The organism is Brevibacterium antiquum CNRZ 918, assembly GCF_900169145.1.
GTDB lineage: Bacteria > Actinomycetota > Actinomycetes > Actinomycetales > Brevibacteriaceae > Brevibacterium > Brevibacterium koreense.
Genome location: NZ_FXZD01000001.1, coordinates 497,753 through 512,900 on the forward strand (window position 1 = coordinate 497,753; position 15,148 = coordinate 512,900).

Below are 15,148 nucleotides of genomic sequence, written 5' to 3' on the forward strand. Positions count from 1 at the left end.
CTCCTTGTCAACGGCATCGTCCTTGTCACGAACATTACAGGGTGGCGCCGGTATCTTCACTCACCGACGCCACCCGTCTCAGCTCGTCTATGCGACAGTCTTCGCCGACAGGCCTTCCGCTCCGACGGGAGCGGTGGCCTTTCGCTGGAGACGCTTCTCCAACCACCGGGCGATGCCGGCGACGATCATGTTGATGATGATGAAGAGCACGGCACCGACGAGGAATGTCGGGAGCAGATTGTTGTACTCACGGCCGATGAGATTCACCTGGTACAGCAGGTCCTGATAGGTGACGATGAAGCCCAGGGCCGAGTCCTTGAGCAGCACGACGATCTGGGCGATGATCGTAGGCATCATGGCACGCAGCGCCTGCGGCATGAGCACCAGGCTCATCACCTGTCCGGGGCGCAGACCGATGGCCATGGCGGCTTCTCGCTGACCCTTCGGAACGGCGAGGATACCGGCACGGATGATCTCGGCCAGAACCGTCCCGTTGTAGAGTGTCAGGCCGATGACGACTGACCAGAATGCTCCGATGGTGTTTCCGAAGATGAGGAACATCGCAAAGATCAGCAGCAGGACAGGGACTCCGCGGAAGAACTCGAGGACGATGGTTCCCGGTACCGAGATGACCTTCTTGCTCGAGAGCCGCAGCAGCGCGAATACGACTCCGACGACCAGAGCCAGCAGGGAGGCGACGACCGCGACCTTAAGGGTTGCGGCCATGCCTTGGAGCAGGACCAGCTGAATCTGGGAGAACGTGAATGGATACCATTTCGCCGCGTCCAGCTGTCCGGCGTCGGCGAACTTCCAGATGATGAAGGCGATGAGTCCGGCCAGCACAAGGGCCGAGACGATCGAGAGGATGATGTTGTTGCGACGAGCCTTGGGACCGGGTTCGTCGAACAGGACCTGTGTCGGTGCGCTCATCGCAGGATCACCAGTTTCCTCTCGAGGTAGTCGAAGACGCGACCCAGGATCAGCGCCAAGATCAGGTAGGCAAGAGCGGTCCCGAACAGCAGCGGGATCACCAGGTCGCCCCGGACCTCGATGGCATTGCGCATGGCCGAGATGAGTTCACGGTTGTTGAACGCCGAGGCGATCGAGGTGTTCTTCAGCAGCGCGATAATGACGCTGCCGAGAGGCGGGATGACGGTGCGAAACGCCTGAGGCAGAATGACCTGGCTCAGGGTCTGGCCGAACGTGAGCCCGACGGCCCGAGCTGCTTCGGCTTGGCCGACGGGAATCGTCGAGATGCCCGACCTGAGAGTCTCGGCGACGAAGCATGCCGTATAGGCAGTGAGCGCCAGCGTTGCGTAGATGAAGGAGTTGAAGGAGCTGGTCGAGCCGAAGCGGATGTCGAGGAACGGCAGTCCGAAGGCACAGAAGAACATCACCAGCGTCAGCGGTGTGTTCCTGACGACGTTGATGTAGGTCGAAGCCGCGATCCGCAGGACCGGTGTCGGTGAGACGCGCATTCCGGCCAGGATCGTGCCCAGTACGAGGGCGCCGATCAGGGCGACGGTGAAGAGTTTGACGGTGCCCCAGATGCCTGAGAGGAACATCTCGAGAAGTTGCAGAAAATCCATTCCAGATTCCTTAATCGATGCGAGGGCACCGTTGGGTGCCCTCGCATCATGTCAATCTGAAGGCTGGTCAGTAGCGGTCGATTTCAGGCATTTCGACATCATCGGCGGAGCCGAGGGTGTATTCGAATGCCTTCTTCCAGTCCCCGTCGTCCATGCCCTTCTGCAGGGCATCGTTGACAGCATCGCGCATCGCGTCATCACCCTTGGGCAGACCAACACCGTAGGGCTCTTCGGTGAAGGGCTTGCCGACGACCTTGAACTCGCCTTCGTACTGCTTTGCGTAGCCACGCAGGATCGCGTCGTCGGTGGTCACCGCGTCAACGGAACCCGACTGCAGGTCAGTGACACACTTCGAGTAGGTGTCATAGGCCACGAGCTCTGCCTTGTCGTATTTCTCTTCGATGTTCTGTGCCGGTGTCGAACCGTCCACCGAGCAGACCTTCTTGCCGTCCAGATCGTCGGGGCCGGCGATGTCGGAATCTTCGGCGACGAGCAGGTCCTGACCGGCAACGTAGTACGGTCCGGCGAAGTCAACGACCTTCTTGCGTTCGTCGTTGATGGTGTAGGTAGCCACGACCATGTCGATGTTGCCCTGCTGCAGGAAGGGCTCACGGTTGGCAGAGACGGTCTCGGTGTATTTGATCTGGTCTGGGCTGAAGCCCAGCTGCGCGGCCACCATCTTCGCGATTTCGATGTCGAAGCCTTCGGGCTGTTCGGATCCGGCCTTGACGTTGCCGAGTCCCGGCTGATCGTACTTGACGCCGACCTTCAGCTCGCCGGCGTCTTTGGCGGCCTTCCAGGTCTTGGAGTCTTTGAAATCGGCGCTGTCGTTGACTGTGTATTCGGGTGCTTCCGCCTGGGCGCCGTCGCCCTCGGCAGGAGCATCAGGGGTTCCACCTTGGCCGCAACCGCTGAGTGCGAGCAGTCCGATCGCGACAGATGCGATTGAGAGTCTGAGCTTCTTCATCGTTTCTCCTTGTGAGTGTGGTGCTGTGTGAGGTGGTGCAGGACTGTGCGGTGACGAACGACTTCGTTCGCTGCGATCAGCGGGTGAGGATCTTGGACAGGAAGTCCTTGGCGCGTGGGGTCTGCGGGTTGGTGAAGAACTCCTCGGGCTCGGCGACCTCGACGATCTCCCCATCGGCCATGAAGACGACCCGGTGTGCGGCTTTTCTGGCGAAGCCCATCTCGTGGGTCACGACCACCATGGTCATGCCTTCTTCGGCGAGTCCGACCATGACGTCGAGGACTTCGTTGATCATCTCCGGATCCAGCGCCGAGGTGGGCTCATCGAAGAGCATCACCTTCGGTTTCATCGCCAATGAACGGGCGATGGCGACTCGCTGCTGCTGCCCGCCCGAAAGCTGTGCGGGGTATTTGTCGGCTTGGTGAGCGACCCCGACGCGTTCGAGCAGGGCCATGGCCTGTTGTTCGGCTTCGGCTTTGGACAGTTTGCGGACCTTGATCGGTCCGAGTGTGACGTTTTCCAGGATCGTCTTGTGGGCGAAGAGGTTGAAGGCCTGAAAGACCATTCCCACGTCCGAGCGCAGGTGCGCCAGAGCTGCGCCTTCCGCAGGAAGTTCCTTCCCGTCGATCGTGATCGAACCGGAGGTGATGGTCTCCAAACGGTTGATCGTCCGACACAGGGTCGATTTGCCGGAGCCGGAGGGACCGATGACGACGACGACTTCGCGTTCTTTGATGTTGAGGTTGATGTGCTTCAGGGCGTGAAAATCACCGTAGTGTTTCTCGACATCTGTGACGGACACCAACGGTTGTGATTCAGCTCTCATAAGAGTTGATCTTAGTGAATAAAGGTCTCACATGAAAAACGTGGATGCTTGCCAGAAAAACTGCAACCGACTTGTGACCTGGGCCAATCGTCGGTTGCAGTCTTTCACGGACGTGCGGGTGCGGCCCTCACCGAGGACTATCGCACCGATTCCTCAGACGAGGCTCGTCTTCTGGATGATCTTCTCGCCTTCTTCACGCAGCTCGATCTTGCGGATCTTGCCCGACACGGTCATCGGGAATGACTCTCGGACCTCCACGTAGCGCGGGATCTTGAAATGGGCGAGTTTGCCGTTGCAGAATTCCCTGACCTCCGCTGCGGTCAAAGAGTCGAAGCCGTCTTTGAGGATGACCCAGGCCATGAGCTCTTCACCGTACTTCTCGTCGGCGACCCCAACGACTTGGACGTCCCTGATCGACGGATGGTGGTAGAGGAACTCTTCGACCTCACGGGGGTAGACGTTCTCTCCGCCGCGGATGACCATATCCTTGATCCGTCCGGAGATGTCGACGTAGCCGTTATCGTCCATGATGCCCAGATCACCGGTGTGGATCCACCGGGATGCATCGATCGCCTCGGCGGTCTTCTCCTGATTTTCCCAGTACCCGAGCATGACCGCGTAGCCGCGGGTGCACAGTTCGCCCTTCTGTCCGCGCGGGACAGCTTGCCCGGTGACCGGGTCGGCGATCTTGATCTCGAGGTGGGGCATGACGCGGCCGACGGTCTGAGTGCGGGCTTCGAGGGTGTCGTCGACGCGGGTCATCATGGACACCGGCGAGGTCTCCGTCATGCCGTAGCAGATGGCGACCTCGTCCATATTCATATCGGAAATGACGCGCTTCATGATCTCGACCGGGCAGGGAGAGCCGGCCATGACGCCAGTACGCAGTGAGCTGAGGTCGTAGCTCGAGAAGTCCGGATGCTCGAGTTCGCCGATGAACATCGTCGGCACCCCGTAGAGCGAGGTCGCCTTCTCCTCTGAAACTGCGCTCAGCGCCGCACCCGGGTCGAATCCGGGCGAGGGCAGAATGATGGCCGCGCCGTGGCTGAGAGCCGCGAGGTTTCCGATGACCATGCCAAAGCAGTGGTAGTACGGAACCGGCAGGACGACAGAGTCCTTCGCAGAGTACGACAGCAGCTCTCCGATGAAGAAGCCGTTGTTGAGGATGTTGTGATGGCTCAGCGTCACCCCTTTGGGGAAACCTGTGGTGCCCGAGGTGTACTGAATGTTGATCGGATCGTCCATCGCCAGTTCGCCCGCAAGCTTCTCCAGCCGCACCGAGTACTTGGCTGCGCCGTCGTCGAGCAGGTCACGACCGGTTCCGATCAGGTGAGCGAAGGATTCGCGTTCGCCGATCACCGCATCGCCGAGGAGGTCGGCAGGAACCGTGTCGATGAAGACCAGTTCGAGGCCCGCCACTTTTCCGGCAACCTCGGTCGCGATCGCATGGAAGTCCGAGTGCGGAGGTGCCGAGATCTGGGAGATGAGCATCGACATGCCCGACTGCTCGGCGACGTATTCGAGCTCGTGACTGCGGTAGGAAGGATTGACGTTGACGAGGATCGCGCCGATCTTCGCAGTGGCGTATTGGACGAGAGCCCATTCGGCGACGTTCTGCGCCCAGATTCCGACCCGCTCGCCCTTCTTCACTCCGCGCTCAAGCAGTCCGATCGCCAAGGCGTCGGTGTCGCGGTCGAACTCGGCATAGGTCCACCGCCGCTCGGAATGCCGATCCACCAGCGCCAGCTCTTGGGCATGTGCGGCAACTGTGGCCTTCAGATTTGCGGGAATTGTCTGCCCCAGCAGAGGTGTCTCGGATGGTCCTGAGGAATAGGAAAGTTCTGCCACGACGCTGTGCTCCTTAGTGCAGTTTCAAAGTAACTACTGTGTCGTAATGCACATTATTCCTTCTGCGTCCGTGGCGCAAAAACTGGTCAGGAACTCGTGACCTGGCATGTCTGGGCCTGCGTCGGAGATACGCTGCCCGATCTGCTCCACCGGTGCCACGGTGGCCACAGACCCGGAGTCGATGTGCACCAGGGTGGTCGCCAGAACGGTGACATCGGCGGCGTCATGCGTGATGATGACGGCGCTGCGGCCAGCGAGAGCCTGTGCCAGAACTCGCCGGGTTTCGACCTTGACGTCGACGTCGAGAGCAGCCAGGGGCTCGTCGAGCAGCAACAGCTTCGGATCGACGACAAGGGCCCTGGCCAATGCGATCCTGGCCGCCTGTCCACCAGAGACTGCCTCTGGTGCCCGACCGGAGCAGTGGCCGACTCCGAGCCTGGTGAGCATGTCCTGCGCACGGGAGCGTGCTTCCGTGGTGGTGAGTCCTTGGGCCTTGAGCCCGAAGGCAACGTTGTCGATCACATTCAGATGCGGGAATAGGAGAGGTGTCTGTGCGAGATGGACGATTCCGCGCGAGTGGACAGGCGGCCAGCTGCCGTCCGCGATGTCGAAGATGGTGTCCTTCCCGATGTGCAGGGAGCCTGAGTCGGCGGGGATGGCGCCGGTCATCAGCTGGAACAGGCTCGACTTGCCTGCCCCGTTCCGGCCGATCATCGCCGTCGTCGACGAGCCGGGAATCGACAGGTCGATGTCAAGGCCACGATCGGGAACGGATGCTCTGAGGCGGATCGTGGCTGCGCTCGCTGTCGTCGGCCCGAGACCGTCAACGGGCAGGGGTTCACCGGCTGGCAGCGTCTCATTGACCGAGCGTGTCGTCGACTGCGGTTCGTGGGGTTTGGGTGCCCGGAGTCTGGGGGCGTGAGGGGAACGATAGGCGAGGACGATGATGACCAAGGCGACGACAATGAGGAGCAGGGACAGGGCGATGGCAGACTGTGGGTCGGTTTCGCGGACCAGGTAGATCTGCAGCGGCATCGTTCGGGTGACCCCGGAGAGGGAGCCGGCAAAGGTCAGGGTGGCACCGAACTCCCCCAGCGCTCGAGCGAAGCAGAGGATGGCGCCGGTCATGATCCCCTGCCGCAGCAGCGGAAGGGTGATGTGGAAGAACACCCGGTTGGGTGCGGCACCGAGCTCAGCGGCGGCAAGTTCGAAGTCATGTCCGCGTGCGGCGACGGCAGTTTCGACGGACATGACCATGAACGGCAGAGCGACGAAGATCTGGGCGAAGACCACTGCCGCGGATGTGTAGGCCAGCCCGAGTCCCATGTCCGTGAGCAGGGATCCGAGTGTCGCGGTTCTCCCCCAGGTGTAGAGCAGCGCCAGACCGCTGACGACCGGAGGCAGCACGAGCGGAAGCAGGATGAGGGTGCGCACGACTCGCTGCCCGCGAAAGGTGCGCGTCGCGAGCAGGTATCCCAACGGAAATCCGATGACCACACAGCACAGCGCCGCAATCAGAGCAGTCAGCAGCGACAGCCCCATCGCCAGCCGTGATTCAGGTGCCAGGATGACCTCGCCGAGGTGGCCCGGATCGATGCGTGCGACCAGCCCGATGATCGGGACCAGGAGGAAGGCGATGCCGAGAACTGCGGGGATCCATAGCCACACCGGTATCGCCGGATGGGCGTTCCGTCTGCGCGTCTTCGTCATCTGCGCACCGTCATCTCATCACGGTGGTCTGCGAGGAGTGCCCTCGGGAATGTTCTGTCATGGGGTCGAGAATCCTGCGTCTTTGAGTCTTTTCGCTGCCACGTCTGACTGCAGGAATGTCACGAATGCATCGGCCGCGTCCTTGTTCTCGCTGGCGTCGACAGTGGCCGCAGGGTACTTGTTGATGACCTTATCGGCTCCGTCGAGTTCGACCTCTTCGACATCGCCGTCGGCACGTGCCACGTCGGTGACATAGACGATGCCGGCGTCGGCCTGCCCTGCGCTGACCTTGCCGAGCACATCGGTGACGGAGTTCTCCTCGCTGGCAGGGTCAAGTGTGACAGCGTTCTGCTTCGCCCATTTCTGGGTCGCGGCCCCGCAGGGCACCTGCGGGGCGCAGACGACGAGATCCTTACCGGCGAAGTCCTGCGATGAGGAGATGTCTCCTGGATTGCCTTCGGGGACGGCCAGAGTCAGCGTGTTCGATGCGAAGTTCGATGGTTCTCCGGCCAGCAGGTCATCCGCTGCGAGTGTGTCCATGGTTGTTTCATCGGCGGTTGCGATGACGTCTGCCGGCGCTCCTTCGGAGATCTGGGCGACCAGGTCTGAGGATCCTGCGAAGGAGAACTTCACGTCGACGCCTGTCTCTGTCTTAGTGAAGTCTTCCGCAATGTCTTCGAACACCTCGGTCAGAGAGGCTGCGGCGAAGACGGTCAACGTCGTCTTCTCCCCCGATTCCGAGTCTGATTCTGTCCCGGAAGAACAGGCGGTCAGTGAGAGCACTGCGACGATGCAGGCTGCAGACAAATACTTCATTCGCCCATTAAACCCGCATCTGCGCGTAAATGGCTAATCTGGCTCAGTGTTTGCGGAACTGATGTTGCTTTTTCTTAAACAGCCTCGGTCCCGGAGAAAAGCAGCCGGTGAGCAGTTTTCAGCGAGTACCCGGGGAGTCGATGGAGACCATTGTGGCCTTCACCGAGGCGGTGGCCAGGCTGCCTGGTTCTAGTTCGAGCTGCCGGCAGGCCTCAGCCGACATCAGCGACACAACCCGGAACGGGCCGCACTGGAGGCTGACCTGGGCCATCACGCCGTCGATGACGACGTCGGTGACGAGACCGGCGAATCGGTTGCGGGCGGAGCTGACGACACCCGTCGGATCCTCGAGGGCACCTGAACCCGTCTGTGCCAGGGCAGCCAGTTCCCGCCCCTCGACGACTGCCCGGTTGGAGGCGTCCTTGTGCTGGGTGAGTTTCCCGTCGCTGATCCAGCGGCGGATGGTGTCGTCGCTGACTCCGAGGAACCGGGCCGCGTCGTTGATGCGCAGTTCGGTCATTCGAGAGCCCCGACCCACTCGTCCTCACCGTCGGCGAAGAACTGGTGCTTCCAGATCGCCACACGCGCCTTGACCTCGTCGACCAGCTCGGAGCAGGCGGCGAAGGAGTCGTGGCGATGTGGTGAGGCGACGACCGCGGCCAAGGCCACATCTCCGATCTCGAGGGCACCGACGCGATGGACGACGGACAGACGTACGGCCGGGTGTTTGGCTGCGATCTCAGCGGCCACCTCGGCGATCTGCGCGCTTGCCACCGGATGGGATTCATAGGTCAGTCGATGGACCCCGCGACCCTCGTCGTGGTCGCGGATGACACCGGAGAAGCTGACCACAGCACCGCAGGTGTCATCGAGGACATCCGCCTCAAGTGCGGCGGTGCTGATCGGGGTCTCGACGATGTCGGTGTGGATGACGCTCATGTGTCCCGGCTCCAATCGCCGCTGCGCCCACCGGATTTCTCGATGACCTTGATGTCGCCGATGATCGCCTGGTTGTCGACGGCCTTGATCATGTCGAAGATGGTCAGGGCGGCGATGGACACTGCGGTCAGCGCCTCCATCTCGACACCCGTCTTCGACACGGTCTTGACCGCGCCCGCGATGCGAACAGCGTCGTCGAGGAGTTCGAAGTCGACATCGATGCCCGTCAGCGGCAGCGGGTGGCACAGCGGAATCAGATCACTGGTGCGTTTGGCGCCCATGACTGCCGCGATGCGTGCCACGGGCAGGGCATCACCCTTGGGCAGGCCCGCCTCGGCGATCATGTCGATCACCTCGCTCCGGGTGGTGATAAGTGCGGTGGCGACGGCGCGACGTTTGGTCACGTCCTTGTCTCCGACGTCGACCATATGGGCGGCGCCGTCGTCGTCGATGTGCGTGAGTGTCATGTGATCTTCCACGTCTTCAGCCTATCGTCTGCGCCGGGGGCGAGCTCATTCGTGTGCGCACCGGAATCGGTTGGCGGGATGAAGACCAGATGCGAACTCTGAGCATAGTTGTGGAGCAGATGCGAGCGGGTACCGCCGACGAGCTCAAGGCCGTCGGGGCCCATCACGGCACGCCGCACCTGCAGCTTTCCGCTGGGCGGAGCCTCGTCCAGGCCACCGAGCAGACGGTGGTATTCCGTTTCGCGAGGTTCCTCATCGACGTCCAAACCCAGCAGCGCGGGGCGAATGAACATCTCAAAGCTGATCAGCGCACTGACGGGATTGCCGGGCAGTGCCACCCATGCGGTGTCGGCGAGGCGTCCGCATCCCTGCGGCCCGCCGGGCTGCATGGCGATGGGTTCGAAGACCATGCTCGAGCCTTCGTCGAGTTCGGCGGCGAGCTTGACGACCTCGTGGGCGCCTTTCGAGATCCCGCCGGTCGAGACGACGAGCTCGCAGTCGGCTGCTCTGACTGCGTCGAGCAGAGCCTGGGGATCGTCGGGCACGGTGAGGAGGGTCGTTTCGGCGCCGAGGCGGCGCAGGCTGGCCCCCAGGGTGATCGAGTTCGCGTCGTGGATTCCGGCTGCGGCAGCGGCGGTGATCTCATCCCCTGTGCTCACGATGAGCACGCGCGGCAGGGTTTGAACCTCGAGTTCGGTGATTCCGCAGGCGGCAGCGACGCCGAGGTGGGCCGGCGTGAGCATCACTCCGGCGCTGAGCACTGTGGATCCGGCAGCAACGTCGCTGCCGCGCGAGCGGACGAAGGCGCCCGGCTCAGCGCCTGCATCCGTGGCCGGCAGGGTGATGGTGATCTCCGGGGATTCGAAGCGCCCGGGGTGGGTGTCCTCGATCTTGATCACCGTGTCGGTGCCGGCAGGCAGCGGAGCCCCGGTCATGATCTCCACTGCGGTTCCGGCCGCCACCTCGCTGCCACGGGCTCCAGCCGCAACCCGGCCGTGGACCGGAATGGGGCCGTAGACTGTCTGTCGTCTACCATTGTCGTCGGTGGCGTGACTCTGCTTCGCATCGCGAAGCGTGGTGGCGGCGACGGCATATCCGTCCATGCTGGAGTTGTCGAAGCCGGGAACATCGATCGGTGAGCTCAAAGTGGTGCTCAGGCGACGAGGTGTATCGAGGAGTTCGCCGATCGGAATCGTCTGCGATTGAAGCAGCGGGCCGATCGTGTCGAGGACACGACGACGATGCATGATGGCGGTAGTCATGGGACGATGATAACGAAGAAGTTGATCAAGGAGGATGGCAGAATGCGCAAGATCAGCCTGCCCACGCCCGTTCTGAGAACCCCGACAGTGGATCCGGGCGAGACGTTCACAGCCCATCAGGAGGATTCGCTCCTGGACACCTTCGGTCGACGTGCCCGCGATATGCGCATCTCACTGACCGACTTCTGCAATCTGCGCTGCAGCTACTGCATGCCCGAGGAGGGTGTGGAGTTCATGTCCCGCGATGCGGCCATGACAGCCGATGAGATCATTCGCTTCGTGCGCATCGGCGTCGAGAAGTTCGGCGTCGACCAGGTCCGGTTCACCGGTGGCGAACCGCTGACCCGAAAAGACGTCACCGACATCATCGCCGGTGTCGCCGCCCTTGAGCCCCGCCCCAATATCGCACTGACCACGAATGCGATCGGCCTCGACAAACGGGCGCCGAAGCTGCGGGACGCGGGCCTCGACCGCATCAACGTCTCCCTCGACACCGTCGATCCCGAGACGTTCGCGACGATCACTCGCCGCCCGTTCCTCAATCGGGTGCTCGACGGGATCAAGGGCGCCCAGGCCGCCGGTATGGATCCGGTGAAGATCAACGCCGTTCTGCTGCCAGGTGTCAACGACCATCAGGCTCCCGAACTGCTGGCCTGGTGCCTGGAGCGCGGGCTCAAGCTGCGCTTCATCGAACAGATGCCGCTCGACGCCGGGCATTCCTGGGAACGCGGCACCATGATCACGGCCGCTGACATCTTCGCCCTGCTCGAACCCGATTTCGTCCTCACCCCCGACTCCGCTCCCCGCAACGGTGCGCCAGCGGAGAAGTTCCTGGTTGCAAGCAGGAACGATCCGGAGACCATCATCGGCGACGTCGGCATCATCGCCTCGGTGACCCGGCCTTTCTGTGCCGACTGCACCCGCACCCGTCTGACGGCAGAGGGACGGGTTCGGACCTGCCTGTTCTCGCACACGGAGGTGGATCTGCTCTCCGCTATGCGCGGTGGTGCCGACGATGAGGCGATCGCGAACCTGTGGAAGGGCGCGCATTGGAAGAAACTGGCCGGACACGGCATGGATTCCGAGAGCTTCGAACAGCCCCAACGTCCCATGAGCGCCATCGGAGGATAAGTGCCCCAGATCAGAGTCCGCTTCTTCGCAGCCGCACGAGAGGCCTTCGGAACCAAGGAATCGACCGCGGCCGCGTCAACCATTGACGAGCTGATGACGACCCTGACGAAGGACGCCAGCACCGAGGCGACAACAGTCATTTCCCGTTCGAGCTTCCTCGTCAATGCGGTCGCCGCCACAGACCCGCAAGCGCCCTTGAGTGAGGGTGACACCGTCGACGTCCTGCCGCCCTTCGCCGGCGGCTGAGACCGGCTGGTTCCGTGTGGCCGATGTCGTCAGCGCAGCTGAGTTTGTCAGTGCGGCAGTGACAGGTATGCGAGGTATCCGCCGGAGACTGAGCTGACCTCAGTACCCTGTGCGCGCAGTTGGGCGCACGCCCGTGACGACCGCACGCCCGAACGGCAGTAGAGTGCGACCAGTTCGTGTCCGGCGAGCTGTCCGGGATCCTCCAGGAGAGCGTCCATCGGTATGTGCTGGGCTCCCGGGACCATGCCCGCCGAGACCTCGTCGTCGTCTCGGATGTCGACGAGGTGTGTGCCGGGTGCCAGCGACGCCCATGTCACGCTCGGATCCGTCCCCTCGGACGTCCCGGCGGCGCTCTCGTCACCATGGCTGCCGAGTGTGTCACCGTAGTCGCCGAGGTGGCTCTCCAGGTCCGTGATCGGCTGGCGATTCGGTATCCGTCCGACCGGAACGGTCTCCCAGCTGGCGTCGAGGCTGCTGTGGATGGAGACTGCGTTGCAGAGCGGCGTGCCGATGCCGGTGAGGACCTTGATCGTCTCCATCGCCATGGCAGCACCGATGCTTCCACACAGTGCGCCGAGGACACCGGCTGTTGCACAGTCCGGGACCGATCCGGGTCCTGGCACGACGGGGTAGAGGTCGCGCAGAGTCGCCCCCTGCCTCGTGTCGAAGACGGCGACCTGGCCGTCGAATCCGAGGATCGTGCCCCAGACGAGGGGTTTTTCCAGGATCTCGCAGGCGTCGTTGGCAAGGTATCTGGTCGCGAAGTTGTCGCTTCCGTCGATGACGATGTCGGCAGCACCGATGAGTTCGAGGGCGTTGTCCGGTGTCAGCAGGACCGGGTGGGTGGTGATGTCGATGGCGGAGTTCAGCTCGCCCAGCCGATGTTTCGCGGATTCGACCTTGCGCTGCCCCACACCTGTCTCGGAGTGGATGAATTGGCGGTGCAGGTTGCTCAGTTCCACTGTGTCGGGGTCGATGATGCTGATGTGTCCGACTCCGGCGGCTGCCAGGTAGGTGAGTACCGGTGCCCCGAGTCCTCCTGCGCCGATGACGAGCACATGGGAATCCAGGAGCGCGGATTGGGCCTGTGGTCCGAAGCCGCTGAGGCGGATCTGACGGGCATAGCGTGCCGTGTCCGCGGAGCTGAGGGTTTTGCCTGACATGCATCCCAGTCTAGTTGGCTTCAGCAGTCTAGGACCCTGATGACATCGCCGGGGCGAATGATCCCGGGCGCTCGAGGGACCCGGATGATGACCTCGGCGCCGGCGAAGTCTCGCAGTCGTGACCGCTCGAATGGCGCGATCTCTCCCCCAGCGGTGAGACGACCCGGCACCAGGCTGACCGCTGTGCTGTGGCCCGTGATTTCGGGACCGGTGTACACGGCCTTCCTCCACCTCGATGCGAGGGGCCGCGCAGCGATGACCGAACGTGCAAAGAGGTGGAAGGACAGAATGGCCCCTGTCGGTGTGCCCGGGAAATGCAGCAGCGGTACGCCGGCGATGCGTCCGTGCCCCTGCGGCCCACCCGGTCGCATCGACAGACGCAGGAACGTCGAATGGTCATCGCCCAGTTCCTGCCTGACGACCTCGAAGGCACCGGCGCTGATTCCGCCGGTGGTGATGATCAGGTCAACGCTGTCGCGCAGTTCGTCGACGATCTGTCGAAAGACTGCTGGGTCGTCACCGCAGCTGCGTTCGACGGGGATCGCGCCGGCAGCGGCGATCGCGGAACTGAGCATGGGCAGGTTCGAGTTGTGGATGAATGGCTGCGACGAGGTGGCGGAATCGGTGACCAGCTCATCTCCGGTGACGATGAGACCGATGGTCAGCGGCCGGCGCACGCGGATGGTCTCGCGTCCCATCATCGCCAGCGTGCCCACACCGGCGGAGTTGATCACCTCACCGGCGGTGATGACGGTATCTCCGCTCCCGGTGTCCTCCCCCACTGCTCTGATGTTCCAGCCTGGTCGCGCGCCCTTGGGCCAGGAGGAGATGCGGATTCGGTCCGGGGCCGGCCCCGTGCGTTCGGCATCGGTGTACTCGACGGGAACGACCACCTCGGCGGTGGCGGGCACCTGGGCCCCGGTCATCACCCGCACGGCGGTCCCCGGTGTGATGTCCACGGGCCTGGCACCGGCGGGGATGTCACCGCGCACATCCACCTCGGCGCCGGTTCTGGCACTGGTCAGAGCCGTCTCGTCGAGTGCAAAGCCGTCCATCGCCGAGGTGGCGAAGCCGGGAATGGGGGAATCGGCGATCACGTCTTCCGCGGCGATTCTGCCATGGCCTGACATGGTGGGAATCGTCTCTTCGGTGCGCTGGGGAGCCGAAGCGAGGATGAGTCGGCAGTATTCCTCTGGTTCCACGGGTGTCCTTTCGTCTGTTGGGAATCCTACGAGGAGTTGCCGCTTCGGGCACTCGCGTTCGGACAGTGGTGACTTAGAGTGGCAGGCGTGGACACTCAAACACGATTCGACACTGATTCTCGCCGATTCGACCTCGTTTCCTGGCCAGGCTTGGCCGCGACGCTGTTGGCACTGTCCGCTTTCGTCCTGTTCGGACTGGGAACCACGTTTCCTGAGGTGAGAGCCTTCGGGTATGTACCGATGGTAGCCTCCCTCATCGTCGCCTGGAGCGCCGACCGGGAATTCGCACGCGACCTCAGCGTCATCGCCGGCTGCCTGGGTCTGATCTCCTCGATCTCGGTGGCCGCCGATATCTCGTGGTCCAATATCGCTCGCATGGGGGTCGTGCTCTCTGCCGTAGTGATCGGGCCCTGGCTGATCACCCGCTACGGATTCAAGGACCGCACCATCGTCTTCCCGCTGCGTCGGGGGCAGCGATGGTCGCGTCTGGAGTGGGCGTGGCTGCTGTTCGTGATCGTCGTCGCCTGGCTCGTCCTCCCCCAGTACTTCATGCGCACTGGGGTCTATCTCAACTGGCCGCCGGTGACGCAGTGGGATGAGATCGTCCGTCTCTTCTTCGGCGTCAACGCCGTCGGCATCTGGGATGAGCTGTTCTTCATCTGCACGGTCTTCGCTCTGCTGCGCAAGCACTTCGCCTTCTGGACCGCGAACGTATTCACCACCGTCATCTTCGTGTCCTTCCTCTGGGAGCTGGGCTATCGGTCGATCGGACCGGTGCTGACGATTCCGTTCGCACTCGTCCAGGCCTATATCTTCACCCGGACGAAGTCGCTGCCATACACCGTGACGGTCCACCTCCTCTTCGACGCGCTCGTCTTCCTCACGATCGTCCATGCCCACCATCCCGAGGCGCTGCCCATCTTCATCGGAGTATGAGAAAACTCCCCCGCTCACACTGTGTGAGCGAGGGAGTTCGCTGCAG

16 protein-coding genes are annotated in these 15,148 nt (G+C 62.8%); 3 read left to right on the forward strand and 13 right to left on the reverse strand.

The window, feature by feature from the left end:
• Positions 1–87: 87 nt before the first annotated feature.
• The 11 genes from BANT918_RS02275 to BANT918_RS02325 all read right to left on the reverse strand — a co-directional run bounded on the left by BANT918_RS02275 (position 88) and on the right by BANT918_RS02325 (position 10,424).
• A complete protein-coding gene (locus BANT918_RS02275) occupies positions 88–930 on the reverse strand; it encodes an amino acid ABC transporter permease (RefSeq protein ID WP_101618754.1) in 843 nt (280 codons plus the stop codon).
• Complete coding sequence (locus BANT918_RS02280) at positions 927–1,589, reverse strand: amino acid ABC transporter permease (RefSeq protein ID WP_009882435.1); 663 nt, start codon at positions 1,587–1,589, stop codon at positions 927–929. Before BANT918_RS02280 ends, BANT918_RS02275 begins: the two co-directional genes overlap by 4 nt.
• Before the next feature lie 67 nt (positions 1,590–1,656).
• Positions 1,657–2,556 carry a glutamate ABC transporter substrate-binding protein gene (locus tag BANT918_RS02285; RefSeq protein WP_009882436.1) on the reverse strand — a complete coding sequence of 300 codons (900 nt, stop codon included), beginning with the start codon at positions 2,554–2,556 and terminating at the stop codon, positions 1,657–1,659.
• A 76-nt stretch (positions 2,557–2,632) separates the two neighbouring features.
• Complete coding sequence (locus tag BANT918_RS02290; protein ID WP_050773352.1) at positions 2,633–3,382, reverse strand: amino acid ABC transporter ATP-binding protein; 750 nt, start codon at positions 3,380–3,382, stop codon at positions 2,633–2,635.
• A gap of 153 nt (positions 3,383–3,535) precedes the next feature.
• Positions 3,536–5,230: an AMP-binding protein gene (locus BANT918_RS02295; protein WP_096145521.1), complete on the reverse strand. Its 1,695-nt coding sequence runs from the start codon at positions 5,228–5,230 to the stop codon at positions 3,536–3,538.
• Positions 5,231–5,263: 33 nt separating this feature from the next.
• Positions 5,264–6,940, reverse strand: coding sequence for an ABC transporter permease (locus BANT918_RS02300; RefSeq protein ID WP_009882440.1), 1,677 nt, complete (start codon positions 6,938–6,940; stop codon positions 5,264–5,266).
• A gap of 57 nt (positions 6,941–6,997) precedes the next feature.
• Entirely contained in the window at positions 6,998–7,756 is a 759-nt protein-coding gene (modA, locus tag BANT918_RS02305) for a molybdate ABC transporter substrate-binding protein (protein WP_035278442.1), read from the reverse strand.
• A gap of 118 nt (positions 7,757–7,874) precedes the next feature.
• On the reverse strand, positions 7,875–8,276 hold the full coding sequence (locus tag BANT918_RS02310) for a TOBE domain-containing protein (RefSeq protein ID WP_096145519.1): 402 nt from the start codon (positions 8,274–8,276) through the stop codon (positions 7,875–7,877).
• Positions 8,273–8,695 carry a molybdenum cofactor biosynthesis protein MoaE gene (locus tag BANT918_RS02315; protein ID WP_069600103.1) on the reverse strand — a complete coding sequence of 141 codons (423 nt, stop codon included), beginning with the start codon at positions 8,693–8,695 and terminating at the stop codon, positions 8,273–8,275. Before BANT918_RS02315 ends, BANT918_RS02310 begins: the two co-directional genes overlap by 4 nt.
• Positions 8,692–9,162 (reverse strand): cyclic pyranopterin monophosphate synthase MoaC, encoded by a 471-nt coding sequence (moaC, locus tag BANT918_RS02320; protein WP_069600102.1) that lies wholly within the window; start codon positions 9,160–9,162, stop codon positions 8,692–8,694. Before moaC ends, BANT918_RS02315 begins: the two co-directional genes overlap by 4 nt.
• Positions 9,159–10,424 carry a molybdopterin molybdotransferase MoeA gene (locus BANT918_RS02325; RefSeq protein ID WP_035278444.1) on the reverse strand — a complete coding sequence of 422 codons (1,266 nt, stop codon included), beginning with the start codon at positions 10,422–10,424 and terminating at the stop codon, positions 9,159–9,161. Before BANT918_RS02325 ends, moaC begins: the two co-directional genes overlap by 4 nt.
• A gap of 42 nt (positions 10,425–10,466) precedes the next feature.
• Here BANT918_RS02325 and moaA point away from each other — a divergent pair, with 42 nt between their 5' ends.
• Positions 10,467–11,555, forward strand: a complete 1,089-nt coding sequence (gene moaA, locus BANT918_RS02330) for a GTP 3',8-cyclase MoaA (protein WP_101556357.1) — start codon at positions 10,467–10,469, stop codon at positions 11,553–11,555.
• Positions 11,556–11,801 (forward strand): MoaD/ThiS family protein, encoded by a 246-nt coding sequence (locus tag BANT918_RS02335; RefSeq protein WP_009882448.1) that lies wholly within the window; start codon positions 11,556–11,558, stop codon positions 11,799–11,801.
• A 47-nt stretch (positions 11,802–11,848) separates the two neighbouring features.
• Here BANT918_RS02335 and BANT918_RS02340 read toward each other — a convergent pair whose 3' ends face one another.
• Together BANT918_RS02340 and BANT918_RS02345 are read right to left on the reverse strand one after the other, a co-directional pair.
• Entirely contained in the window at positions 11,849–12,964 is a 1,116-nt protein-coding gene (locus BANT918_RS02340) for a ThiF family adenylyltransferase (protein WP_069600100.1), read from the reverse strand.
• Between the two features lie 20 nt (positions 12,965–12,984).
• Entirely contained in the window at positions 12,985–14,166 is a 1,182-nt protein-coding gene (locus BANT918_RS02345) for a molybdopterin molybdotransferase MoeA (protein WP_101618755.1), read from the reverse strand.
• Between the two features lie 87 nt (positions 14,167–14,253).
• Between BANT918_RS02345 and BANT918_RS02350 the strand changes: the two genes are divergently transcribed.
• Positions 14,254–15,102, forward strand: coding sequence for a CPBP family intramembrane glutamic endopeptidase (locus tag BANT918_RS02350; RefSeq protein WP_308298009.1), 849 nt, complete (start codon positions 14,254–14,256; stop codon positions 15,100–15,102).
• The last annotated feature ends 46 nt before the right edge of the window (positions 15,103–15,148 follow it).